Here is a 25,201-nt window from a genome sequence, read left to right on the forward strand (position 1 = left end):
ATCTCGCGATATCAGGCGCCGGTGAAGAGGATGACCGGCGAACCGACGCCCGGGTCGACCTCGAGCTCGACGCGGTCCTGCTGGTCGGCCGGCACCGTGAAGACGAACGCCCCACGGGCCGTCCTCCCGTCGGCGGACTCGGCCTCGAACGCCTTGCCACCGGGCTTGAGCAGCTGGTTCGCGGGCGTGCGGTCCGGACCGTAGTAGGCGTTCACCACGATGGTGCGCAGGTCCAGCGTCTCGCCCGTGTCGTTCGTGACGTCGATCGTGAACCGGAGTGCCGGGCCGCCGACCTCGCCCGGCAGGTTCGCCTCGCCCTCGACCTCCTCGACCTCGGCGACGGCGACGGTGACGCCGGGCTGCGGCGTGGCCGGGGCGTCGAACGGCCGCGGGGCGAGGGTCTCGCGGGGAGCAGGCTCGCCGCTCCCGTCGTCCGTGCCGGCGTCGCTGCCGGGCTCGGCGTCGCCACCGGGCTCAGCGCCGCCCTCGTCCGTGCCCTCGTCCGTGCCCTCGTCGCCTGCTCCGCCCTCGTCGCCCGCCCCGCCCTCGTCGGCTCCGTCGTCCTGCGCGCCGCCCGCGGGCGATGCGGTCGCCGACGGCGACGCCGTCGTCCCCGCCGCCACGGGACCGTCGCCGCCCCGGAGCGCGAGCACCGCGACGAGGGCGGCCACCACCACGAGGACCAGCGCGAGGCCGAGCACGAGCCGACGCCGGGTGAGGGGGAACGTTGCGGGCATGTCCGGGAGCGTAATCCCGCCCGCGGCCGGTGACGCCGCCGGGCGCCGGAGTTCACCCCTGCCGGGCGTACGGCAGCAGCACCCGCCCGGCGACGGCGAGCAGCTCGCCCCGCGACCGCGCGAGCGCGCGGCGCCCCCGGGCGTCGCCCGCGACGTCGGACCGGACGGCCGCGAGCAGCGTCTGCGCCGACCCGACGGCGCAGCGGGCCAGCCCGGCGGCCAGGGTCCGGGCGCGTACCCGGGCGCGGGCGAGCGCGCCGGGCGCGAGCAGGAGGGCCACGCGGGCCGAGGAGTTCGCCAGCCCCGCCGTCCGGGCCAGGAGGTACTCGCGGGTCAGCCGGTCGGCGGGCACGACGTCGGCCACGACGGCCTCGGCGCACCAGACGATGCGGCCGCCCGCGGCGGTGAGCGCGCTGGTGAAGTGCGTGTCCTCGCCGCCGGACAGGCCGAGGGCGGGGTCGAACGCGAGGCCGGCGCGGCGGACGGCCCGCAGGTCGAGCAGCAGGTTGTTGGTGGCGGCCGTGCGCACGACGGTGCCGGTGGCGAGGCCGGCGCGGTGCGCCCGGTCGTAGAAGCCGCCCGCGCGGACCCACGGGTCCGGCTCGGCCTCGAAGGTGGAGGTGACCGGTCCCGTGACGGCCTGCGCGCCGGTCTCCCGGTAGGTGGTCCAGAGCGCGGCGAGCCAGCCCTCGCCGGGCACCTCGTCGTCGTCCACGAAGACGAGCAGGTCGTGGTCGGCGCCGGCGCGCAGCGCGCGGTTGCGGGCGGCGGCGATGCCGGGCTCCGGCTCGACCACGGTCGTGACGGGCCAGCCCTGCCCGGCGGGCCGGACGTCGTCCACGGCACGGGCGCCCGTACCCGCCGGGTCGTTGTCGACGACGAGCACGCTCGCCGCGACGTCGGGGCCGCCCCGCCGCTCGAGGTCGGCTGCCTGCGCGACGAGCGCGGGGACGAGGGCCGCGATGCGGTCGGGGCGCCGGTAGGTCAGCACGGCGACCACCAGCCGTTCCCGCTCGCCTGTGCCCACGACAATCACCCTTCCGACCGCCCCATGACGGCGGATCCGGCAGTTACCGTAGCGTGGCCAGCCCTCAGATCCCCCGGAGAGACGAGACCCGTGCAGCAGGTTCACCCGCGCGTCCTGGTCAGCGCCTACGCGTGCGGTCCGGGCGACGAGCCGGAGGCCGCCGCGGGGTGGGCGTTCGCCCGGGCCGCCGCGCGCAGCCACCGGGTCCACGTCGTCACGCGGCGCAGGTTCGAGCCCGCCGTCACCGCGGCGCTGGCGGCCGAGCCGGAGCTCGCAGGGACCCTGACGGTCGAGTACCTGGACCTGTCGGACCGGGTCCTCGCCCTCAAGCGGCGGGGCTGGGACGTGTACTGGTACTACGTGCTGTGGCAGCGCGCGCTCGCGCGGCGGGCCGCCGCCCTGCACGCGGCCGAGCCCTTCGACCTGGGCCACCACGTCACGTTCGCGAACGACTGGCTGCCGTGCGGCCTGGCCCGCGTGCCCGGCCTGCCCGTGGTCTGGGGCCCCGTCGGCGGGGCGAGCACCGTCCCGCTGCGCCTGGTGCGCCGGCTCGGCGTCCGCGGCACGGCGACGGAGCTGCTGCGCGGTCTGCTCACCGCGCCGCTGCGCGCCCTGTGGGGCGACGCAGCGGCCCGCCGGGCGGCCGTCGTCGTGGCGCAGAACGCTGACGTGGCGCACCGGTTCCGGCGGGCGCGCCACGTGGTCGTCGAGGCGAACGCCGCGCTCGACGACGACCTTCCGGCGCGCGCCCGGCCCGCCGGCACGGGCCACGCGGGCACGAGCGCCGGGCCGAGGCGCGCCGTGTTCGTCGGCCGGCTCCTGGCCTGGAAGGGCGGGCGGCTGGCCGTCGAGGCCCTGGCCCGGACGACGGGCTGGGAGCTGCACGTCTACGGCACGGGCTACGAGCGCGCAGCGCTCGGCCGCCTGGCGCGGCGGCGCGGCGTGCAGGACAGGGTCGTCTTCCACGGGCACCGGCCTCGCGCCGAGGTGCTGGAGGCGATCGCGGACAGCGACGCGATGCTCTTCCCGTCGATGCACGACCAGGCGGGCTGGGTCGCCGCCGAGGCGAGCGCGCTCGGGCGCCCGGTGGTCTGCCTGCCGCTCGGCGGGGTGCCCCTGCTGGCCGGGCCCAACGCCCGCACGGCCGACCTCGCCGGCGACGTCGTGGGCAGCCTCGCGGCCCGGCTCGAGGAGGTCGCCGAGCGCCCGGGCACGCCGTCGGACCGCTGGTCCCGAGCGCGGTTGCCCGGCGTGGTCGAGGACCTGTACCGCACGGCCCTCGGTGCGACGACGGAGGTACCCGCATGACCACCGTCCGTGTCCTCACCTCGCACCGTGAGCCGCGCGCGACGACCAACCCGTACATCACGATGCTCACGGCGGCCCTGCGCCGCACGCCGGACGTCGAGGTGGTCACCTTCACGGGCCGGGCCGCGCTGCTCGGCCGGTACGACGTGGTGCACCTGCACTGGCCCGAGACCGTCACGGGCCTCGGCGGCCGCCGCCTGACCGGCCGCGTCGCGCGCTGGCTGCTCGCCGCGCTGCTGCTGCTCCGGCTGACGGTCACGCGCACGCCCGTGGTCCGCACCGTGCACAACGTGGGTCTGCCCGCCGACGCGGGCCCGGCCCAGCGGCTCCTCCTGCGCTGGTTCGACCGGCTGACGACCCACCGCATCGTGCTCAACGACCGCACCGAGTGCCCCGGACCGGTGACGACCATCCCGCACGGCCACTACCGCGACTGGTACACCGGCCCACGGGGGGCGACCGTGCCGGGCCGGTTCCAGTACGTCGGCCTGGTGCGCCGGTACAAGGGCGTCGAGGGTCTGGTCGAGGCGTTCCGTGCCACCACGGCCCCGGACGTGTCCCTCGAGGTCGCGGGCGCCGCGTCGACCCCCGAGCTCGCCGCCACGGTCACCGGCCTGGCGGCCGGTGACCCGCGCATCACCCTGCGCCTCGCCTTCCTGTCCGACGACGAGCTGGTCGCCGCCGTGACCGCCGCCGAGCTCGTGGTGCTCCCCTACCGGTTCATGCACAACTCCGGGACGGTGCTCGCCACGCTCTCGCTCGACCGGCCCGTGCTCGTGCCGGACACCCCGGTCAACGCCGACCTCGCGGCCGAGGTCGGCCCCGGCTGGATCCACACGTTCACGGGCGAGCTGACGGCCGAGGACCTGACACGGGCACTCACCGCGGCACGCGTCCCGCGCGCGCCGTCGCCGGACCTGGGCGCACGCGAGTGGGACGACGCCGGCCAGGCCCACCTCGACGTGTACCGCACGGCGCTGTCTCGTCCCCGGTCCGCCGGCCGGGCCGAGGTCCCCGCATGACCGACACCCGCACCACGACGAGCCGCGGGGCCCCCTGGCGCGCGGTCGGCAGCAGCGCCGTGGTGCAGGTGGTGGTCACCGGGCTGTCGGGCCTGCTCGGCATGGTGACCGCCCGGCTCGTCATCGAGCAGGCGGGGGTGGCGCAGTACGCGCAGTACGGCCTGCTGTCGACCCTGCCGTCGCTCGTCCCGTTCGCCGACCTGGGCATGGCCGCCGTGGTGGTCAACGCGGTGGCCGGCTCGGCGCACGCGAACGACGACCCCGCCGTCCGCAGGACGCTGACCAGCGCCTTCCGGATCCTCGTGGGCTCGGGCCTGACGATCGTCGCCGTCGGGGTGCTGCTGGGCGTGCTCGGGTGGTGGCCCGCCCTGCTCGGCCCCGGCCTGCTCGAGGGTGGTGCGCTGACCGCCACCGTGTGCGTGGTGGTGCTCGGGGTCGCGCTGCCGTGCGGCGTCGGCGCGCGCATCCTCGTCGGCCTGGGCCGCAACCCGCTGCAGACCGCGCTCACCGGGCTCACCGCCCCGCTCGTCATGGCGGGCGTGCTCGTGGTCCTGGCGCTGGGCGACTCCTCGTTCCTCGCGCTGGCCACCTACGTGGCCTCGGCGGTGGTCGGCGTCGTCCTGCTCGTCACGGCCGCCCGGCTGCTCCGGCCCCAGGTGGGCGCGGCCCTGCGCGACGTGCCTCGCGTCCGTGCGGTGCCCGGCGTGCGGGTGTTCCACCTCGCATGGCCCATGCTCGTGCAGATGGTCTCCCTGCCGGTCGCGATGCAGACCGGGCGCATCCTGCTCAGCCACCAGGGCACGGGCCTCGACCTCGCGCGGTACAACCTCGCCGCCCAGCTCTTCGGCGTCGTCCTGGCCGCCGTCGCCACGGCCGGGCTGGCGCTGTGGCCGCACTTCGCGCGCGCCCGGAGCGAGTCCGTCAAGGCGTCGCCGTTCCGCGCGTCGCTGGTCTTCACCGGCGCGGGGATCGCGCTGGCCCTGGTGCTCACCGCGCTGCTGCCCGTGGTCGTCCCCCTGGTCACGGACGACGCGTTCGGTCTGGGGCTGCCGCTCGTCGCGGCGTTCGTCGTGTTCACCGTGGTGCAGGCTGCCAAGTACCCCGTCGGCATGTACATGACCGACGCGGAGGGCCTGCGCGCCCAGGTACTGCCCATCGTGCTCATGGTGCCGCTCAACCTGGGGCTGACCTGGTGGCTCATCCCGCACCTCGGGGCCGCCGGGCCGGTGTGGGCGACGGCGGCCTCCGTGCTCGTCTGCCAGGTGGTACCGAACACGCTGTGGGTGCGGCGCAGGCTGCGCCGGCCCGCGCCGGAGGCCGGCGCCGGGGCGACCCCGGCGGAGTGACCGCGCGCCGCACCGCCCGTCAGCGCCCCAGCGCCTCCACCACGCCGCGCGCCACCCCGCGCCACGGCGCGACCCCCTCGACGAACTGCCTGCGCCCGCCCCGCAGCGCCACCGCACGTGCGGCGCTCAGCAGCGTCCGGCGCCACCGCCGCACGGCGGCCGGGCCGAGGTTCTTGCGTGCGAACAGCATCCGGTTGCGGATGTCGTAGCGGTAGTACGTCTCGCTCTTGGCGCGTCCGCGCGACTCCTGCGTGCCGCCCTCGTCGTGCACCACGTGCGCGTCCTCGACCACGTCGAGCCGCGCGCCGATCCGCTGCGCGCGCCACGAGAGATCGACGTCCTCCCAGTACAGGAAGTAGTCCTCGTCGAACCCGCCGAGCGCCGTCCACAGGTCCGCGCCGAGCGCCAGGCAGGCGCCGCTGAGCCAGGGCACGTCGTCGGAGCTCCTGCGGCGGCCGCTCATGGTGCCGTCGCGCAGGCTGAGGTAGGTCAGCCCGCGCGAGTACACGCCGCCGTCGGGACGCAGGACCCGCGGCGCGACGAGCACGGGGCCCGGCGCGCGGGTGGCGTCCGCGAGCGCCGCGAGCCCGTCGGGGTCGGTCCACGCGTCGGGATTGAGGAGGACGAGCACCCGGGCGCCCTTCGCGAGCGCGTGGGCGGCGCCGAGGTTGGACCCGCCGCCGAACCCCGTGTTGACGTCCGGGGCGAGCAGGTCCCACCCGTGCTCGGCCGCGAGCCGGGTGACGGCCGCGCGCTCGGCAGTGCCGCTGAAGCTGTCGACCACGACCACGCGCACGCCGCTGTCGCCGACGGTCCGGGGCAGGTTGGCCGCGAGCAGACCCGACGACCCGTAGCTGACGATGACCAGTGCGACATCGGCGAGCGGGCCGGCGAGCCGGCTCACAGTGTGCGCACCTCGCGGAACCACTTGGTGAGCGCGAGCGCGAGGAACGCGGTCGTGGCCGCGGTGATCGCCGTGTACACGCCGAGGAACACCGTGGGCGCGCCCAGCAGCAGGAACGTCCAGCACAGCACGCCGTAGTCGGTGGGCAGCACGAGCACGGACCGCAGCCAGGGGGCACGGCCACCGGTGGGTGCGACGGACTGCACGCCGTGGGCGCGACGGAGCTGCTCGGTGAGGATCATCGCGAAGAACAGCACGCTGCTGGTCACCGCGGACAGGACGGGCACGAGCAGCCAGGCGGGCGGGACGACGTCGTGCAGGGCGAACCCGACGCCGAGCGCGAGCGGCAGGGTGACCACCTTGACGGCGTCGACCACGTGGTCGAGCCACTCCCCGGCGGGGCTGCCCGTGCCGGTGAGGCGGGCCACCTGCCCGTCGGCCGAGTCCCACGCGTAGCCGAGCACGAGCAGAGCCGCGACGGCGGCCCCCTGGCCCCAGGACGGCGGCAGCGCGACGAGCAGCGCGATGCCGCTGAACGTGAACAGCGCGCTCACGCCGGTGACGGCGTTCGGTGTCAGGCCCGCCCGGTACGCGGCGGCGGCGAGGTAGCGGCCGATGCGCCGGTTGACGAACCGCGAGTAGGCGGGCGCGCCCCGCGCAGCACCCTTCTGGGCCGTGCCGAGGCGGGCGAGCACGACGCCGTAGGACTCCCGGACCTGGGTGCTCATCGGGCCCACTGCTCCGCACCCAGGCGGCGTGCGAACCGCTTGGGCCCCGGCGTGCTCCCGGCCGCGAGGTCGCGGGCGAGCCGCTCGTAGCCGTCGGCGACGTCGTCCCAGTCGTAGGCCCGGGCGCGCTCGGCGAGGGCCTTGCCCCGCAGCTCGCAGCCCTCGGGGTCCTGCTCGGCCTCGTGCACGCGCGCACCGACGTCGGCGGCCGTGCGGAAGTACCGCCCGTGGGTGCCGAGCACCTCGCGGTTGAAGCCGACGTCGTAGGCGATCGTGGCCGTCCCGCCGCCGATGGCACGCAGCAGCGACGGGTTGGTGCCGCCCACGGAGTGGCCGTGCAGGTAGGTGAGCGCGCCGGCGTAGAGCTGGTCGAGCAGCTCCTGGTCCCAGACGCCGCCGAGCAGGCGCACGCGCGGGTCGCCCGCGGCGAGCGACTCGATGCGGCGCGTGTGCTCGTGCGCGTACGGCGCCGAGCCGACGACGACGAGCGGGAGCGCCCCGTCGCTGCCGACGTATCCCTCGACGATCATGTCGACGTGGTTCTCGGGCTCGAACCGCGCGACCACGAGGTGGTACCCGCCGGGTTCGAGGTCGAGCTCGGCGAGGCGGTCGTGCCCGGCGGTGGTCAGCACCGGCGCCCCGTACGCGATGAGCCGGCTCTCGGCGGCGTACTCGTCGCGGTAGTAGTCGGCGATGCCCTGCGCGTCGGCGATGAGCGCGTCCGAGAGCCGGACGGCGGCCGTCTCGGCGGCGCGGTAGTACCGCTGACCGACCGGGCCCCACTTGGCGCGCCGCCACTCGAGGCCGTCGACGTGCGTGGCCACGGGGATCCGGGCCGCGCGGACGGCGGGCAGCAGGGGCGCGTTGGCGGCGTTGAACACGAACGCGACGTCGGTGCGGTGCCGCACCAGGTGGGCCACCGAGAGCGCGGTGTGGCTGAGCGTCTCCAGCGAGCGGCGGCGCATCGCCGGGAGCGTCACGAGCTCCATACCGCGGTAGGCCGTGGATGGAGTCACGGGAGGAGTCGCTGGAGGGGTCGCAGCAGCCCCGGAGCCCTGCGCGCCGGGCGCAGCGCGGCAGTAGACGCGCACGGCGTGCCCGCGGTCCGCCAGGCGAGCCCCGATCTCCTCGACCGCGGTCTCGAACCCGCCGTACCGGGCGGGGACGCCGCGGGTTCCGACCATGGCGACGCGCAGGGATTCCGGAGGCATGGCAGGGAGCGTAGGTCGCGCCGACGGCCACGGGACACCCGATCCGTGGGTGAAGATGGCATTTAACCCGCTCGCCACTTTCACCCGGTTATGGGTTAATTCAGGCCGAAGCGGAGTCCTTTAGCCCGCTCCCCGGTCCGCCCGCCGCCACGCCCGCGCTCCCGAGCAGGACCTCGCGCAGGTCCGCGCGGTAGCGCGCGGCGCCAAACCGCTCCTCGGCGTCCCGCCGGCCCGCCTCCGCGAGCGCTGCCGCCCGGTCGGGCGCGTCGAGCAGCGCCCCGACCGCTGCGGCGAGCGCGTCGGCGTCGCCGGGCGGCACGAGGAGGCCGGTCTCGCCGTCGCGCACGATCTCCGCGAGGCCCTGGGTGCGGCTCACCACCACGGCGCGCCGCGCGAGGAGGGCCTGGACCGCCACGTTGCCGAACGGCTCGACCCGCGAGGGCACGACGACGACGTCGGCACGGGCGAACCAGTCCCACGGCTCGACGTACCCGGGCAGCTCGACGGCACCGGCCAGGTCGGGCTCGGCGGCCCGCTGCCGCAGCTGCTCCTCGTACCACTCGTAGCCGCTGAACACCGACCCGCACAGCGCCAGCCGCACGTCGCGCCCCGCCCGCCGCAGGCGCGCGACCGCCTCGAGCGCGACGTCGTTCCCCTTGCGCGGCGACAGCCGCCCGACGAGCACCACGTGCGCAGGGCCCTGCGGCGGCCGCGGGGCCTCGGGCGGCACGTCCGGCCCGGGCACCCCGTTGTAGACCACCCGCGTGCGCCGCCCGAGAGCCGGGAGGTCGCCCACCACCACGCCGCGCGCCGCCTGGGAGTTGACCACGACGCACCGCGCGAGCAGCAGCGGAGCTGCCAGGCCCCAGCGCAGCACCCGGGGCACGTCGGCCTCCGCCTCGTGCACGTGGCACACCGGGGCGACGCCGGCGAGCCGCGCCGCGACCAGCCACGCGGGGATCGTGAGGGTGTTGACCAGCACGGCGGCGGGCCGCAGCCGCCGGATCAGCCGCACCATCGGCCCGAGCGCGCGCACGGTGTGCCCGGCGAGCCCGACGAGCCCGCGCGGCGAGAGCTGGGCCTTGCGCAGCACGGGGGTGTCGAGAACCTCGACCCGCGCGCCGACGGCGGCGAGGCGCGCCGCGAGCGGACCGTGGTCCGGGAGCGCGACGACGACGGTCGCGCCGGCCTCGGCGCACGCCGCCGCCGTCTCGACGAGCTGGAGGTCGGAGCCGTAGAGCTCGGCCGAGGCATGGACGAGGAGGACGGTGGTCATGGCGCACGACTCTGCCAGGACCGTGCCCACCCAGTGAGACCCCGGACAGGGTGAACCGGGCTTCACCCGCGCTTTCACCTGGGTGAAATAGACCCTATTGAGCCGAAATGGCCCGCCCGAGAGGTGAATTTTGAGGTCGAGCGGGTGACTTCTGCTGGTTCAGCCCACGTTGTCTGAACCGAAGCCGTACTTTGGGTGAGCCACGGGTGTCCATCGCCCCCGTGGGCAGTGCGACACCAACCCCCCGTGCGACGACGCCACCCAGAGCGTCTGATCGCGTGTGCCCGGAAACGCAGGAGCAGGAACCCGGAGGGATCGAGCGTGACCACACACTCGGTTGGCGGCGAGCAGCCGCTCCGCTTCGCCGCGTCGGCAGGACTCGGCGTACGCGCCGCGAGCTCGGCCCTGCACGAGCCCCGCACCCTGGCCCCGGACGCGAACGGCCGGCCGCTGCACGCCGTCCCCACGCCGCGGGCGCGCACGGGCTGGCAGGCGGGGTACCAGGCGCGCATCCGGCTGACCGACGTCGCCGTCGTGTGCGCGACGCTCGCCACCGCCCTCGGGCTCCAGCTCGTGGTCGACGGCGGGGCCCTGCGCGCGCCCGCCGACCTCACCGTGCACACGGCGGCCGCCGCGCTGCTCGCCGTCGCCTGGCTCGCCGCCCTGGCGACCAACCGGGCCTATGACGTGCGGTTCTTCGGCCGCGGCATGTCCGAGTACCAGCGCGTGCTCGACGCGACGTGGAAGGCGTTCAGCCTCGTCGTCCTGCTCGCCTGGGTCACGGCGTACTCCGACGCACGCGGAGCCCTGCTCGTCGCGTTCCCCCTCGGCATGGTCGGCCTCGTCGCGGCCCGGTACGCGTGGCGGCAGCACCTGCTGCGCCAGCGTCGCCGCGGCGACGGCGGCCTGACCATCCTGCTCGCGATCGGCGACCGCCCCCAGGCCGGGCGCCTGATCCGCCTGCTCAACGGCACCCCCGAGCAGGAGTTCCTCGTGGCGGGCGTGTGCGTGCCGTCCGGCGGCGTGCGCCCCGGCGAGCACGTCAGCGGCGTGCCCGTGCTCGGCGACCTCAGCGACGTCGGTCGCGTGGCCCACCGGCTCGGGGCCGACGCCGTCGCGGTGAGCAGCTCGCACGAGATCACGGCGGAGGACGTGCGCCGGCTCGGCTGGGAGCTCGAGCGCTACGGCGTCGACCTCATGCTGACGGCCGAGCTGGCCGACGTCGCCGTCCCCCGCATCACCGTCTCCCCCGCACCCGGCATGTCGCTGCTGCACGTGGACACGCCCCGGTTCGGCGGCCCCAAGTTCTCCGTGAAGCAGGTCATGGACTGGTCGCTGGCCGCCGTCATCACGGCCCTCGCCTCCCCCGTGCTCCTCGCCATCGCCGTCGTCGTCGCGGCGACCAGCCGCGGTCCGGTGTTCTACGTGGCGCACCGCGTGGGCCGGAACGGCCAGCTCTTCCCGATGGTCAAGTTCCGCACCATGCACGTGGGCGCGGACTCCGACGTCGTCGCCCTCGCCGCCAGCAACGAGGGAGCGGGCCCGCTGTTCAAGATGCGGTCCGACCCGCGCGTCACGCCGGTCGGCCGGTTCCTGCGCCGCTACTCCCTCGACGAGCTGCCCCAGCTGTTCAACGTGCTCGGCGGGCACATGAGCCTGGTCGGCCCACGGCCGCCCCTGCCGCACGAGGTCGCCGCCTACGAGGAGCGCATGCGCCGCCGGCTCCTGGTCAAGCCGGGCATGACCGGCCTCTGGCAGGTCACCGGCCGCTCCGACCTCTCGTGGGAGGAGGCCGTGCGCCTCGACGTCTACTACGCCGAGAACTGGACGCCGTTCCTCGACCTCCTGATCCTGGCGCAGACGGCACGCGCGGTGGTCTCGGGCCGCGGCGCTTACTGAGCCTCCCCCCCGCGCCGCCGCTCCGGGCCGAGGCACCTACTGAGATGCCGTGGCAGCCGAGATCGGTCAAGTGCCTCGAGATCGGTCCATCAACCGACCGGTCTCGAGGCAACCGACCGATCTCGCGAGGACCTGCGGCCTCACATCGCCCGGCGGAGACGCATCGGGGTGTGCGGGATGCCGTCCTCCAGGAACTCGTCACCGTCCGGCTCGAAGCCGTGCTTGCCGTACCAGCCCGTCAGCGGCGACTGGGCGTCCAGCACCACGTCACGCCGGTCGCCCGAGTCCTCGACGTACTTCAGCGCCGCGCGCATCACCTCGTCGGACAGGCCGCGGCCGCGTGCCCCCTTGACCAGCGCGACGCGCCCGATGCGCCACACGTCGCCGTCGTCGAGCACACGGGCGGTGCCGAGCACGCGCGTGCCGCCGTCGGACACCGAGTCAGGAGCCGCCTCGCCGAGCATCACCACCTGGCGGGTGGCGGGCTCGAGGTCACGCCCGTCGAGGTCCTCGTACGGGCAGTCCTGCTCGACGACGAACACGTCCTGGCGCAGCTTCCAGACCCCGTAGGCGATGGCGACGTCGAGCTGGGCGAGGGGGGTGGTGATGATCTGCACGGTGTCGATGCTCTCATCCGACCGGCAGGTGCCGCTGCCACCAGTCCAGGATCACCTCGAAACGCTGCTTGCGGTGCCGCGGCCGGCCCGAGCGGGACAGCTCGTGGTTCTCGCCGGGGAACACCACCAGCTCCGTGTCCACGCCGTTCCGCTTGAGCGCGGAGTAGTAGCGCTCCGCCTGGGACAGCGGGCAGCGCAGGTCGAGCTCGGAGTGCAGCACGAGCGTGGGCGTTCGCACCTGGCCGACGACGGCCTGCGGCGACTGCGCCGCCACCTGCTCGGGGGTCTCTCCCACGTACTCCAGGCCGAAGAACGAGCCGATGTCGCTCGTGCCGAAGAACGTCTCCGGGTCGAGGAACCCGCGCTCCACGACCGCGCCCGCGAAGCGGTGGTCGTGCGCGATGGTCCAGGCGGTGAGGTACCCGCCGTACGAGCCGCCGAGCACGCCGACGCGGGAGCCGTCCAGGCGCCCGTCGGCGACGACGGCGCCGTCCAGGAAGTCGAGCACGTCGTGCAGGTCCACGGTGCCCATCGCCTGCCGGATGGCCCGGCCATGCGCCTGCCCGTAGCCCGCCGACCCGCGCGGGTTGCAGTAGACGACGGCGTACCCGGCCTCGACCAGCACCTGCGTCTCGTCGAACAGGGCGGTGGTGTAGGAGGCGTAGGGGCCGCCGTGGATCATGAGCAGCGTCGGGTGCTGGCCGGTGCCCTCGGGCACGGCCACCCAGCCGTGCACGGGGTAGCCGTCGCGCCCGGTGACGATGAGCTCCTTCGGGGTGACGACGCCGGTGGCGCGCAGCGGTGCGGAGAAGTCGGTGACGCGCCGCAGACCGCCCTCCCCGGTCGCGGACGCCGACGCCGCGGCACCCGCCTCGACGACACCCACCTCGCCGTACGTGCCCGGGTCCGCGTAGGACACGGCCAGCGTCCCGCCACCGACCGCGAACCCCGACACGACGACGTCTCCGCTGGTCAGCTGGGTTGTGACCCCGTCGTCGGCCACGTGGACCACGTGCTGGGTGCCGCGGGTCTCCAGGGCGAGCAGCACCCCGCCGTCGTCCAGCGGGAGCGGCTCACCGCCCACGGTCTGCGTCTCCGGGTCGGTGAGCCGGCGCGGCTGCTGGTCGGCCCAGGCGGACAGCACGTACAGCGCGGCGTTGCGGGCCACGAAGTCCTTGCCCTCGGGCCCGAGGTCCTGGGCCACGACGTACAGCTCACCGCCCGCCCCGAACGCGATGGCCTGCGGGCCGAGCGTGCCGAGGTCGACGTCGGACCCGCCGCCACCCGACCCCGTCAGCGGCAGCACGCGCACGGTCCCGGTGCCGACCTGGCCCGGGCCCTGCTCGCGTGCGGCGACGACGCCGAGCGCGGCCCCGTCTGGCGTGAAGGCGAGCGCGCTGTGGTCGACGTCGTGGGTGGTCACCCGGCGCGGTTCGGGGACGGCCGGGCGCGGCTCAACCGGCCCCTGCGGCGTCGCGACGGGCTGGACCACGGGCTCGGCGGCGACGTCGGGCACGTCCACGACGTACGCGTGCTGCGGGCGGTCGCGGTGGTAGCCGAGGCCGTTGCGCGTCCAGCTCCAGCTCGTGATGCGGCGCGGCTCCTCGGCAGCGGGGGCGATGCCCTCGACCGAGCCGTACCGGCCCGGTTCGGGCTCCCGGCTCAGGAAGGCGAGGCGGGTGCCGTCGGGCGACCAGCGGAAGTCGGTCACGCCGAGCTGGCGGTCCGTGACCTGCACGGCCTCGCCGCCGCCGACCGGCAGCACCCAGAGCTGAGGAGCAGCCTGAGCCTCGGCCCGCAGGAAGGCGACCAGGGCGCCGTCGGGCGAGAAGCGGGGCTCGGTGTCGCGGAAGCCGCGGGTGAGACGGCGGGGCTCGGGGGTGCGGCCGGCCGGGGCCGCGAGCGCCGGGTCTCCCGAGGGTGTGGCGGCCGCGAGCGGTACCCGCCAGAGCTGGCCCACGGTGGCGTCGGCGTCGAGGTCGGGCCGGGTCACGGACACGACGGCCCACGTGCCGTCCGGGTGGACGGCGGGGCGTGAGACGGTGCGGACGAGGGGAAGATCGGCTGCCTGCATGGGCCGGACATTACCCTTGCGAACATGTCCGACACACAGCAGACCTCCGCCCCGGCCACCCCGGAGGCGGCGGGTGCCCCTGCCACGAGGGCCGCGGGCGAGATCCCCGCCGGCCAGGCCCCGTCCGCCGTCGCCCCGGACTCCTGGGGCGAGCCGCGCACCCGCGAGCTGACCTGGTACGACCCGATGCAGCTCGCGGCACAGGCGCCGCTGGTGCCCGGCGTCGAGTTCCTGCGCCGCATGCGCGACGGCCTGATCCCGCCGCCCCCGATCGCCGCGCACTTCGGCCTCGACATCGACGAGGTGGAGGAGGGCCGGGTGACGTTCCGGTGCGCCCCGGACGAGTCGGGCTTCAACCCGATCGGCACCATCCACGGCGGCGTGCTGTGCACCCTCCTGGACACGGTGTGCGGCTGCGCGATCCAGTCGGTGCTGCCGCCCGGCAAGGGCTACACGTCGGTGGAGATCAAGGTGAACTACATCAAGGCCGTGCGCGGGGGCGGCGGCCCGCTCACCGCGGAGGGCACCGTGGTCAAGGCGGGCTCGCGCGTGGGCTTCACGGAGGGCGTGGTCCGCGACGCGACGGGCGCGGTGGTGGCGACGGCGTCGAGCACGCTGCTGGTGTTCGACGTGCCGGCGTCGTAGCCGGGTGCGCGGACGGCTGACGCCTCCAATCGGGGCCGGGGCTCTCCGAACGCAGAAGTGCGCTTCTACCCAGTCATTGGGCCCAGATCCAGCTCGTTTTCCGGGCCCAATGACTGGGTGGAAGCGCACCTTCGTGCACCGACCCGGCCGACGCGGGTGGTGCGGGTGCCGAGAGACCCCCGCGCCACCCACGTCACGTCAGGAACAGACCCACCACCCACGCACCCGTGGCGACCAGCGAGCCCACCAGCTGCACCCCGATCGTGATCAGCGTGGCCTGCACCGCCGCCTTGGTGGACGCCCAGGCCGCCGGCACCTCCTTGTGCCGCGCCCACTCCAGCAGGAAGATCGCGCCCACGAAGAACAGGAACAGCCCGATCACGGGCACCACGAAGAAGCCGACGATGCCCGCGATACCGCCGACGGCGAGGGTCACCCAGGGCAGGTTCGCCTTGCGCAGGTGCTTGCCCGCGATCAGCCACTGCGCCACCTCGGCGACGGCGATCGCGGCCGCCGCGATGCCGAACACCACCCACGCCTCGACCCCGCCGGTGAAGATGGCCCACACGAGGATGCCGCCCAGCACCAGCACGGCACCGGGCAGGATCTGGACCACGATGCCGATCAGTCCCACGAAGATGGCGACGCCGACGAGTACCTCTCCCAGAACGCTCACGGCCGAACCCTAGCGGGTGGGCGGCGTCCGCTCGATCAAACGCCCGCGTCTACGCTTCTCACCATGAGGCCAGGTCAGCGATGTGCCCGACGGCGCCCCGACGCCACGACCCCGCTCCGGCACGGGACACGACGGTGAGCCACGCGGTCGCCGGCTACCTCGCCCGGCTGGGCCTGGACCCCGCGCTCGCCGCCGGGCGCCCCACCACGCCCGAGGCCGCGGTCGAGACCCTCGCCGAGATCCACCGCCGGCACGCCGAGCGCATCCCGTACGAGAACCTGCACACCATGCTGGGCAGCCCGCCCGACATCGACGCGGCCGCCACCCTGCGCCGCGTGGCGTCGGGCGGCAACGCGGGGTACTGCTTCCACCACAACGGCATCCTCATCGCGGCCCTGCGCGCGCTCGGCTACGACGTCGTGGAGGCCTGGGGCCACAACTGGGACGACGACGCCGAGCGCCGCGACGTCCATGTCGGCCACCTCGCGCTGTCGGTCCGCGGCCTGCCGACCGCCGACAACCCGGGTGGTGTCTGGTGGCCCGACGTCGGTTGCGGCGACGGCCTGCACGCCCCGCTCCCGCTCGTGGCGGGTGAGTACCAGCAGGGCCCGTTCACGTACCGCCTGGACGTGCGCGCCGACGGCTGGACGTTCCACCACGACGCCCAGGGCAGCTTCGGCGCGGTGGACATCTTCGATGCGCAGCTGACCCAGGCGCAGGCCGAAGCCGCCCACCGCCGCCTGACCACCCCGGACAGCGGCGCCTACGCCCGCAAGCTCGTGGTCCAGCGCCGGCTGCCCGACGCCGCGGAGACGATCCGCGGCTGCCAGTTCACGCGGACAGGCGCACGCGCTTCGCGAGCGGAGCTGACCAGCTACGACGACTGGCGGGACGGCTTGGTGACCCTGGGCATCAGGATGCAGGACGTCGACGCCGACGCCCTGCGCGGCCTGTTCGACCGCAGCCTGACGGCCCACCGGGAGTGGCTGACGGCGCGTTAGCCTCGGCGGCTGGGTGCGGCCCGCTCTCCGGGCGGGCCGCTTGGGGCCTCAGTTCCAGAAGACCGCGACGAGGATGTTGACCAGCGTCAGCCCGAGCACGGAGCCCTTGAGCCCCTGGGAGACGTTCTCCCCCTTGCGCACGGCGATCACGGCCAGCACGGCGACGGCGAGCGCGATGATCAGCTTGACGCCGATCTTCGCCATGGACGGGCCGCCGTCGTCCCAGAGGCCGCCCATCTCGGCGATGCCGACCATGATGACGCCCGCGACGACAGCACCCATGGCGCCGTGCGAGACACCCTTGTAGAGGGCCTTGGTCCGCAGCGACGCGATGGAGCCGCCGAAGACGAGGGCCCAGCTCGCGAAGTGCAGGAACACGAAGACGTTGTAGAGGAACTCCATGGTGAGGAGCCTAGCCGTGGCGGGGGTCCGCCAGGCCTGGAAAGCCAGCTTTCGGCTCGTTAGTGACAATTTTCACGAGCTACTCGCGACGCCTCCCGGCCCTCTTCCGAAGCCGACCGGCGCAGGGCCTGGGCAGAAGACCGGCACCCACCTCGCTGCTTCCACTTCTCGAAGTAGCGCTAGCTACTCTGAGATGGAGACCCGCTTCGCCCTGCGGAGCGCAAGAGAAGATATCGACCAGGTGCCCACTCCGCGGCCTCCGCCAACAGCACGTCCGTGGACAAGGAATAGATCGCGCCTTCATTCCGCATGCCGGTGATAATCGCGAATAAATCTTGCATCGCCGCCAACAGTCTCGCGGCTACTCCGGAAGCCCCAGTCCGAGAAATCTACGCACGTCACGATGAACGAACAAGCGGCTATCAGAAATTCGCTCGTCTATCACAGCACGAAGACCAGCCCAGTCGTCCACCTCCAGGAATGGGCTAATGGCATCTAACAACTCCTCAACCAGGGAATCGGAATTGCTCGCGGAAAGACCTTCTGTAGACATCAATGCCATTAATCTAGCATCCACACCGCGTACCGCATCCAAGCGAAACCTGACTTGACACCTACTTTCGGGAATCCACCCCGACTCGGCACTCGCACCTTCAGCGTAGCCAAAGTTCAGATACTCGACTGAATCCCATGCAGATTTTTGCACAGAGATAATCGCGTACAACCCGCCCGCCGATATGCGGAAATATGAAGAACCCCGCTTGCGGTAACCTAGGCTCTTCATTTCTTGGCCAAGCCTCGCGCGTGCCTTTGCGTCCATCACTGCGACGAGCTTGAAGACCTGTCCAGCGCCGCCACAAGCTTTACGAAGAGATCGTGCGCATCCGATCGGTCCTGTTCCCGCGTCCACGACTGCCAATACCAGCCACCCTCAGGTAGACAGGTATGCAATGCCTGAGCAGCGAGTCCGGAAAGGTCGACCGCCGCCGCCACCTCCAACCAACTCGCCACCGCTGGATACTCATGGGAGATTGGCGTTCCCGGACGACTCGCAGCGACGATCACCGCGGCCGCGACCACTTCAGACGGGTCCGCGTCCTGAGCCTGCTCGATCGACGCCGAAAACAACTTGTAGAGCGACTCCGCGCGACGCCCTCTCGTTTCGGCTGCCAAGTCATCGGCAAGCTCCTCAGCCGAGTCGTTGTCGAACGGACCTGCACCCCAAGTGCCCATTACTCCCCTACCTTTCTTTCGCCTAGTCCAAAATTCCGCCGTACTTAAGGTGGATTTCCGGATTTCGGCGGTTCAAGAGTGTGACGCCCTGGTCCATCAGTCCGTCCATGATCGTCTGCTCGGCCGTCCGGTAGTAGGTACTCCCGTTGCCAGCAGGGAGTTCCACCCAAGTAATGTTTACGATCTCTCCGGGCTTCTTGCCAGCGGCCGCCAAGGCATGGCTCGAACCTGCGGACGCGTTGGCGCGGTCTCGCATGCTCGTGTTCGCCTTTCCCACGTATTTCGTACCGTCGTCCAGATGGATCGTATAGACCCCGGGTGAGTTCGGTACTCCGAACCCTGTCCCCGGCAGCGGACAAGATGCATTGTGGGTGAGGATCGCCGCAGTGGTCTCGTCCGCTGTGACGTAGTACGTGTGGTCCGTTCCCACCGTCAAGTTGTGCACAACTGCGGGCTCGCTCCGTGCGTCGATCGCAGTGACTTCGACCCAGGTCCCACTCGCAGTCTGGAGCCAGTCCCCAGCAGTGAGGTCGATCGCGTCGACCCACTCCCGGAGGTCTGGCACCCAGAATGGGTGCTCGTCAGTCGCGACCAGCTGCTGCGCGCGACCGCTCTCGTCCTCGACAGTGATCGTCACGAGAGTCTTGTCGCCCCGACCGGTGATCAGCGCGCTGACCTCGCGCCCTCCGGTGACCTCACCAGTCTCCTCGTCAGCGGCAAGTACCTCGTCGCCAAGTTCCACGTCCTCGATGGGCTTCTTCGTCCCGTCCGCCATCAAGACCAACGTGCCTGGCACGAAGCTGTTGCAGCTCGGTGCCTTCCGTGCCGCGCTCACCTCGTCCAACAGCCGGCGCGCCATCTTCTGCTTCTTGTAGAAGGCCATCGCGCCGTCGACCACCTTGTACAGCACCTTGATGGCCTTCAGGCCCTTGCCCCACGGCGTGATCCCCATGGCCAACATGCCGCACGACATGATGTCCGCGTTCAAGCACCCCTGCAGGTCGTTCCACCCCACGAAGTCCTTGAGCAGCTCCCAGCCCATCTCCATCGCCACATCGGTGATGGACTTGTCCATCACTGCCTGGGCGCGCTCGATCTCCTCCTGCGTCGGTCCCTTCGCGGCCCCGCCGGCCGAGCCCACGCCCGAGGCCGCAGAACCACCCGAGTGCCCGCTGTCGCTACCGCTGCCACCGCTGCTGCTGCCACCACCGCAGCCGTAGTAGTAGCAGTCGTCGGACGGGTCTCCATCGAGGTAGTCGTTGTCCACGTACTCGTTGGTCGGGTTAGTGACCTCCCAGCCACCGCCCGGCGTCGACCTACAGGTGATCGTCGCGCAGTCGTCCGGCTTGAGACCCGTTGGATCCGACAGCGTGATCGGGTTGTTGTTGGCATAGCTGTACCCGTGGATCTGCTGCGGATCAGACAGATCCATCACCGGGTCCAGCGAGATGAACCTGCCCAACGCAGGGTCATATTCACGGGCGCCGAGACTCACGAGCCCGGTCGTCTCGCGATCGTCGTACCCGCCGACGAAGCCACGTGAGCCAGCCCAGTCACCGGGCGCGACCACCTCTCCGCGGTCCTCGCCGAACGGTGCGGTGCGCCGCTGGGTCAGGGCCATGTCCGACGTGCGAACCGAGAGCTGACCTGTGCCCTGGTGGTCGGCCAGGTTGAACGTCACCGCGCCGGTGTCGTCCATCACGGCGATGTGCCCGCCCCCGACGTCCATGTACCGCGTGGCCTTCGCGACCGTCGGCTCGGCGTCGCTGACCGTGACCTCCGTGTGTCCCAGGTAGAGCGTCGTCTCGGTCACCGGTTCACCGGTCGCCTCATCGGTCGTCGTGTTCCGCGAGATGAGGCGGGTTCCCTCGGCGTCGTACAGGTACTCCGAACCCGTACCGTCCGCGTTCGCGACCTCGTCGACCCGGCCCTCGGGTGTCCAACTGAGGGTCTGGGTGTCACCACCGAGGACACGCTCGATGGTCTGTCCGACGGCGTTGTACGTGTACGACTCCGATGCGGTCACCTCCGGGTTGCCCGCAGCCGCCGCTGTGTGCTCGACCACGCCCCTTGCGGTGTGCGGCTGCGCCGGGTCGTACGAGTACGTGCGCGTCACGTCACCTGGCGTGGCGCTGCCGGCGATCCCGTGGTTCGTCTCCGTCTGGCGCGAGCCGACCTTGTCGTAGGTGTACTCGTTCCAGTACGGCGCCGGTCCACCGATCGTCCCGGCGTTCTCGGCGGCCTGGCCGCTGGCCGCACACGCACCGGTGTCCTGGGTCCAGGCCCCGGTCAGTCGGGCGAGATGGTCGTAGTCGAAGCACTGGGTGTCGGTACCCGTCCGCGAGACGTCCGCGAGCGAGGTGATGTTGCCCGCCTGGTCGTACTCGTACGTCTCTGACCGGTCGATCCCGGGCTGGGAGAACCGGTCGGCCCGGTACTCCAGAAGGCGATCAGTCGTGCGGTCGTAGGAGTACGTAGCGGTGATCAGCCCGGAGACGCCCGCGGACGTCTCGAAGTGCGTCATGTGCCCGACATTGTCGTAGTCCAGCGAGCTCGTGATGCCGTTCGCACCGAGCGACCCGGTCTGCCATCCCGTGTCGGTGTCGTACTCGTACACGATCGCCTGACCAGGCAAGGAACCAGCAGCGGGCATCCCGATCCCGGTCATCGCCCCGCTTGGGGCGAAGCCCACGGTGCTGACGTAGTTTCCCGCCAGAGCCCCCTCCTCCTCAGGGATCTGTGTGAGGGTGGTTACCGGCCGGTACAGGCGGTCGTATTCGAGGACACGGGTGACGTACTGGGCGCCGTTCTCGTGCCGGACCGAGGTGGCTGGGTGGCCCTTGGCGCCGGAGACGGTGTCGTACGTCCACGACGAGCGCAAGGTGCCTGTGGCGGACCCCTCGCGTAGCTCGGTCGGACGTCCCAAGCCGTCGTACACGTTGACCAGCGTCCGGTTCTCCGCATCGGTGGTCGAGACCACCCGCCCGAAGTCGTCGTACATGCTCGTGGTCACGCCGGCGTCGGGGTCGACCGTGCGGACCTGGCGTCCGCGCTGGTCGTAGGTGTACTCCCACCGGTTGCTCTCGGGATCGACCACCGTGGCCAGCTCGTCCCGCCCGGTGTAGGTGTATCGCGTCCGGTCGAACCCGGTCGTGTCGTCCGGGTTCGCCGAGGCGCGGTCGTGGTGCTGCCGCAGCTCGACGGTCCGCCCGCGAGCGTCGACGATCGCCGTCGTCGCCGTGCCGCCAACGGGTGGGATCACCGTCGTCCGGTCTCCGCGGTAGACGGTTCGCGTGGTCGACAGCACCTCCCCGTCGTCACCGTCGTTACGCATCAGCCTGGAGACCGTCGGCCTGCCGAGCCCGTCGTACGTCGTCCGGACCTGGCCGTCGACCAGCGCCTTCTCGTAGGGGTCGAACAACCGTCCGGGCGTCACCGCGGTCGTGTAGTACGGGTTGTACGTGCGCGCCACCAACCCTCGTGCGTCGTAGTGCGTGTCCGCGAGGATCATGCCGCCATCAGGTCCCGGATCCTGGGTCTGGATCGGGCGCAGCAGACCGTCGTACAGGGTCCACGACGTACGTGGGTCGCCGTTACGGTTCAGCGTCGTCGTACCGACGGCCGCTGCCTGCCCCGGCTGGACGCGATAGGTGAACTCCGTGGATGGCGTCTGCGACGTGACGCGGTCGGCCAACCAGACCTTGGTCGTACGTCCCAGAGCGTCATAGGCGATGTTGGTCGCCTTGCCGTTGGCGTCAGTCACCCTCGTCGGGACGCCGCGGACCGGGTCCAGGAGTGTCGTCGTGGCCAGGCCCGTCCCACCCGCCGTCGCCGGCGGTGCAGTCTCGACCATCTCGGTCGCGAAGCCCGTCGTCGGGGTGTACGTCGTCGTGGACTTGTGGCCATCGGTACGCGCGGTACGGGTGAGCGTGCCGTTGCCGTGGTCCGTCACCCGCAGGTCAGCCGACACGTCGGTCACCGAGGTCGGACGCCCGAAGGTCTCGAACGACGCGGAGGCCTCGACGTACTCGGCGACCGTGCCGTCGTATCCCGACAGGTCGGCGGTACGGGTGATCCGGCCGCGGACTGGGGCCACGCCGTAGTTCTGGCCGTCGTAGGCGTACCGGACGTCGGAGATGACGTCCCCGCCCGCGTAGTCCGGCGTCGCCGCGCAGCTCACACCCCAGGTCCGCTGACGCTCCTGCATCCCCAGGATGTTCATGGTCGTGTTCGTGACGTAGTCGGTCTTGAAGCACCTGTTGTCGGCGCTCGTGCTGGTGTCGCCACGGTCGTCGACCTGCGTCACCCGGCCGGCGACCGTGTCATAGCTCGTCTGCGTCTCGGTCGTGCGCCATGGTGCGCCACCCGTACCCAGTGAGGTCCATGTGGTGGAGGTGCCGACCCCGGAGAAACCAGACTTGATGTCCCCCCAGGAGCGCTCGCTGATGGCCGTCTGGTGCCACCACGGTCGGTTGACGGTCTTCGAGACCACCGAACCGTCGGTACCGGAGAACGTGGCCGTCTTGTAGGTGAAGCCGGCATGCTGTTCCGCGTCGGTGATGGGGTCGCCTTCTCCGGTCCCCAGCTCGATGACCTCCGACTTGCTGCCCCCGTCGGGCGTCGCGCGATCGCCATGCATTCCCCGGAGGAACCACGATTCCGCCTGGGTCGTCATGTTGATCCGGTCGCCACTGGTTGTACGCACATGGCCGTACCCGCGCCAGTCCGACCAGGTCTTCTCCTCGGCCGGGACCATCCCCGTGGACTCGTCCCAGTGCCATGCGGCACCGCCCAGGTAGTCGTACCGGGTCACGGTCGGGGGTGCCTGCCCTGTACGGTCGGTCGTCGTGACCTCGGTGACCACGTACTTGTTGAACCAGTCCGTGACGGGAGCCAGCTCAGGTCCTGGCTTGCGCTTCTGCGGGAAGCACCTGGTCGTGTTCGTCTGCGGGGTCGGCAGGTTGGTCGCCTGACACGCCTCGGCGGAGTAGGTGACATCCACCTGACCACCCATCTCGTCGGCGATGGTGGTCAGCCGCATCTTGTAGAACGGAGCCTGGCCATCGTCGTCGCGATCCATCCTGTTGCGCATCTCGTCGTAGTCGAACTCGACGGGCGGCATGGCGATCGTCGTCGCCCCGGACGGACCTGTGTGCCCGGTCCTCCTGATCGACGCGAGCAGGAGCTGATAGTCGGCATCCGCCATACCCCAACGGTGCCCCAGGGCCCATGAGTCGACCGCCTTCCAAGCACCACCGGTGTACAGCTCGGTCTTGACCCCCGTCAGGCGCACGCGCGTCCAGAAGGACGGCGACGTCCGGCCCGCGTCACAGGTGGTGCCGCTCGCACAGTTCAGGTCCCATGGCGTGTCATGCCAACCCGACGGCTGCGCCGTGATGTCGGTGCACTGACCCGAGCCGTCCGACAGGCAGCGCTGTGAGTTGGTGAAGACCACGCGTCCGAGCGGCTGCGCCGCGCCCGTACCCACCAGGTCGGTACCGCGGATGCCGTACTCGATCCGTGCCAGGGAGCCTCCCCGCGCATATGCCGTGTCAGATGCCGGCTCGCCCAGCAACCCGTACCTGTTCGACTCGCGGTTGTAGTGGTACGTGATCTTGTTACCGGCGTTGTCGACCGCGTAGTCGAGGTTCCACCGCCACCCCTGCATGCACCACTTGTCGGCGCTTGTGCTGCAAGGATCGCCCGTGTCGTTGCCCACCACCGGTACGGACCAGACCGAGCTCGTCGCCGGGTCGCCCGTCTCCCAGCCCGGCAGCCGGTTGTAGCCGAAGAAGTACTGTGTGCCGTTCGGCGTCGTGACCTTCCAGTACTCGCCGTCCGCGTCGGTGTTGCTGCGAGCCGTGTCCTTCAGCCGCTCGATCGTGGTGCCGTCGTCCTTTGCCAGACGCCACGTGTCCTGCCCGTCCGGCACGAGCTCACCGGCCATGCCGTTGAACGAGATAAACGCGTTGTCGTAGTCCCAGCACAGGTCACCGATGGGACGCCCGGCGTCGTTCTTCTCGTCGTCCATCGCGCACGACTTGTACTTGCGCTCGATGTACCCGGGCCAGAGGTCGAAGCCGTCGCCCACGAGCGAACCCTGGTTGTTGGTGCTCGCCGTGCGCCCGTCGATCCCGCCGGAGGAGTAGGAGATACCTAGCTCCGGGACGAAGCTACCGGGCACGTCCGGCGCATCGATCGGGTAGTTCCACGAGAACGAGCCGGACCGCAGGTCCGTGGACCAGGTCCCCGCAGCGGACAGGCCCGACGCGCCGTACGTTCCCTTGTCGCCGGACACGTCCGCCGTCACTGCCAGCACCGTCGGGGCCCCGTCGGTGGCGATCTCGATGTCCCGCGCGACCAGGGTGTCCTCAGCCGTCCGGTTCTCGGTCTGCACCGGGGTTCCGATCGCACACGCCGCATTCTGAGGCGCCGTCGCCGCGCACGACGGGAGCTCCACCAGCGTCAGCCGGTCGGCGTACGAACCACCGAATCGCTCCCCGAACGCGGAATAGTCGACCTGGAGATCGACCGTACTGGTGGCCCCGACCGGTGTATCCGTGACCTTCGCGCCGACGGATGCCGTTCCGTCCGGTGCTGCCAGTGTGACCACGACCGGAGCCGTGGAGTCGGCGTCAGGTGCGCTGACCTCCACCGAGAGCTCGTCGAGATCGGTTCCACCGGCCTGGGTGAGCCCGACCGGGAGACCGCCGACAGTCACGGCATCGGCCATGCCGTCGAGAGCAGCCTGCGCCGCCGTCGACGGCGCGTCGGCCACCTGCACTGTGGCGGTCCCGCCCTCGGGAAGCTCGGCTTCTCGTGGCTTCGGCGGAACTACGTCGCTGATCGGCGACGGCGACCACGCTCCGGCGTCCTTGCCCGGAACGGACACACCCGGGTCAGGCGCCTGTGGCCCCTCCGCGGCTGCCGTCGGGATGGACGGCACGGCGACGAAGCCGGCGCTGAGCAGCACACCAGTGACGGCGAACGCTGTCACCTGCCACAGCCGCCGTACAGGATCCGCCAGGAGCCTGCCGTGTGAAGCCTCGCCCAACCTGCGCATCGTCGTCCTCGTCCCGCTCGTCCGCCTCGTCA

19 protein-coding genes are annotated in these 25,201 nt (G+C 71.9%); 6 read left to right on the forward strand and 13 right to left on the reverse strand.

All coding sequences use genetic code 11. The features are described from left to right. Positions 1–11: 11 nt before the first annotated feature. Both ACIG47_RS14800 and ACIG47_RS14805 read right to left on the reverse strand, forming a co-directional pair. A complete protein-coding gene (locus ACIG47_RS14800) occupies positions 12–737 on the reverse strand; it encodes a hypothetical protein (protein ID WP_397431677.1) in 726 nt (241 codons plus the stop codon). Between the two features lie 52 nt (positions 738–789). Beyond that, positions 790–1,764, reverse strand: coding sequence for a glycosyltransferase family 2 protein (locus ACIG47_RS14805; protein ID WP_397431678.1), 975 nt, complete (start codon positions 1,762–1,764; stop codon positions 790–792). 90 nt (positions 1,765–1,854) lie between these two features. Between ACIG47_RS14805 and ACIG47_RS14810 the strand changes: the two genes are divergently transcribed. From ACIG47_RS14810 to ACIG47_RS14820, 3 genes are read left to right on the forward strand one after another with little or no spacing between them, the layout of a single operon-like run. Then, positions 1,855–3,072: a glycosyltransferase family 4 protein gene (locus ACIG47_RS14810; RefSeq protein WP_397431679.1), complete on the forward strand. Its 1,218-nt coding sequence runs from the start codon at positions 1,855–1,857 to the stop codon at positions 3,070–3,072. Beyond that, positions 3,069–4,094, forward strand: coding sequence for a glycosyl transferase (locus tag ACIG47_RS14815; protein WP_397431681.1), 1,026 nt, complete (start codon positions 3,069–3,071; stop codon positions 4,092–4,094). Before ACIG47_RS14810 ends, ACIG47_RS14815 begins: the two co-directional genes overlap by 4 nt. Next, positions 4,091–5,440, forward strand: coding sequence for a lipopolysaccharide biosynthesis protein (locus tag ACIG47_RS14820; protein WP_397431682.1), 1,350 nt, complete (start codon positions 4,091–4,093; stop codon positions 5,438–5,440). The genes ACIG47_RS14815 and ACIG47_RS14820 overlap by 4 nt, the downstream gene beginning before the upstream one ends. A 19-nt stretch (positions 5,441–5,459) precedes the next feature. On the opposite strand, the gene ACIG47_RS14825 is transcribed toward ACIG47_RS14820, so the two are convergent. From ACIG47_RS14825 to ACIG47_RS14840, 4 genes are all read right to left on the reverse strand, one after another. After that, complete coding sequence (locus ACIG47_RS14825; RefSeq protein WP_397431684.1) at positions 5,460–6,344, reverse strand: glycosyltransferase; 885 nt, start codon at positions 6,342–6,344, stop codon at positions 5,460–5,462. Next, positions 6,341–7,072: a CDP-alcohol phosphatidyltransferase family protein gene (locus ACIG47_RS14830; protein WP_397431685.1), complete on the reverse strand. Its 732-nt coding sequence runs from the start codon at positions 7,070–7,072 to the stop codon at positions 6,341–6,343. The genes ACIG47_RS14825 and ACIG47_RS14830 overlap by 4 nt, the downstream gene beginning before the upstream one ends. After that, entirely contained in the window at positions 7,069–8,283 is a 1,215-nt protein-coding gene (locus ACIG47_RS14835) for a DUF1972 domain-containing protein (RefSeq protein ID WP_397431687.1), read from the reverse strand. The genes ACIG47_RS14830 and ACIG47_RS14835 overlap by 4 nt, the downstream gene beginning before the upstream one ends. Before the next feature lie 100 nt (positions 8,284–8,383). Then, entirely contained in the window at positions 8,384–9,559 is a 1,176-nt protein-coding gene (locus ACIG47_RS14840; protein WP_397431688.1) for a glycosyltransferase family 4 protein, read from the reverse strand. Positions 9,560–9,880: 321 nt separating this feature from the next. Here ACIG47_RS14840 and ACIG47_RS14845 point away from each other — a divergent pair, with 321 nt between their 5' ends. Beyond that, positions 9,881–11,458: a sugar transferase gene (locus ACIG47_RS14845; RefSeq protein ID WP_397431690.1), complete on the forward strand. Its 1,578-nt coding sequence runs from the start codon at positions 9,881–9,883 to the stop codon at positions 11,456–11,458. Between the two features lie 140 nt (positions 11,459–11,598). Here ACIG47_RS14845 and ACIG47_RS14850 read toward each other — a convergent pair whose 3' ends face one another. Both ACIG47_RS14850 and ACIG47_RS14855 read right to left on the reverse strand, forming a co-directional pair. After that, positions 11,599–12,075, reverse strand: a complete 477-nt coding sequence (locus tag ACIG47_RS14850) for a GNAT family N-acetyltransferase (protein WP_397410427.1) — start codon at positions 12,073–12,075, stop codon at positions 11,599–11,601. Positions 12,076–12,088: 13 nt separating this feature from the next. After that, positions 12,089–14,149, reverse strand: coding sequence for a prolyl oligopeptidase family serine peptidase (locus ACIG47_RS14855; protein WP_397431691.1), 2,061 nt, complete (start codon positions 14,147–14,149; stop codon positions 12,089–12,091). A gap of 24 nt (positions 14,150–14,173) precedes the next feature. Here ACIG47_RS14855 and ACIG47_RS14860 point away from each other — a divergent pair, with 24 nt between their 5' ends. Beyond that, positions 14,174–14,794 (forward strand): PaaI family thioesterase, encoded by a 621-nt coding sequence (locus ACIG47_RS14860; RefSeq protein WP_397431693.1) that lies wholly within the window; start codon positions 14,174–14,176, stop codon positions 14,792–14,794. A 193-nt stretch (positions 14,795–14,987) separates the two neighbouring features. Here the strand turns inward: ACIG47_RS14860 and ACIG47_RS14865 are convergent, their stop codons facing one another. Beyond that, the gene (locus ACIG47_RS14865; protein ID WP_397410421.1) at positions 14,988–15,470 is read right to left on the reverse strand and encodes a DUF456 domain-containing protein; all 483 of its coding nucleotides are present in this window, start codon (positions 15,468–15,470) and stop codon (positions 14,988–14,990) included. 134 nt (positions 15,471–15,604) lie between these two features. Here ACIG47_RS14865 and ACIG47_RS14870 point away from each other — a divergent pair, with 134 nt between their 5' ends. Beyond that, positions 15,605–16,471: an arylamine N-acetyltransferase gene (locus ACIG47_RS14870; protein WP_397431694.1), complete on the forward strand. Its 867-nt coding sequence runs from the start codon at positions 15,605–15,607 to the stop codon at positions 16,469–16,471. A gap of 48 nt (positions 16,472–16,519) precedes the next feature. Here ACIG47_RS14870 and ACIG47_RS14875 read toward each other — a convergent pair whose 3' ends face one another. From ACIG47_RS14875 to ACIG47_RS14890, 4 genes are all read right to left on the reverse strand, one after another. Beyond that, the gene (locus ACIG47_RS14875) at positions 16,520–16,873 is read right to left on the reverse strand and encodes a hypothetical protein (RefSeq protein WP_397410417.1); all 354 of its coding nucleotides are present in this window, start codon (positions 16,871–16,873) and stop codon (positions 16,520–16,522) included. Positions 16,874–17,234: 361 nt separating this feature from the next. Then, the gene (locus ACIG47_RS14880; protein ID WP_397431792.1) at positions 17,235–17,693 is read right to left on the reverse strand and encodes a DUF4304 domain-containing protein; all 459 of its coding nucleotides are present in this window, start codon (positions 17,691–17,693) and stop codon (positions 17,235–17,237) included. Then, entirely contained in the window at positions 17,693–18,106 is a 414-nt protein-coding gene (locus tag ACIG47_RS14885; RefSeq protein WP_397431695.1) for a DUF4259 domain-containing protein, read from the reverse strand. The genes ACIG47_RS14880 and ACIG47_RS14885 overlap by 1 nt, the downstream gene beginning before the upstream one ends. Positions 18,107–18,128: 22 nt before the next feature. Beyond that, positions 18,129–25,103 (reverse strand): polymorphic toxin-type HINT domain-containing protein, encoded by a 6,975-nt coding sequence (locus ACIG47_RS14890; protein WP_397431697.1) that lies wholly within the window; start codon positions 25,101–25,103, stop codon positions 18,129–18,131. Between the last annotated feature and the right edge of the window lie 98 nt (positions 25,104–25,201).

The organism is Promicromonospora sp. NPDC052451, from assembly GCF_044547525.1.
Lineage (GTDB): Bacteria > Actinomycetota > Actinomycetes > Actinomycetales > Cellulomonadaceae > Promicromonospora.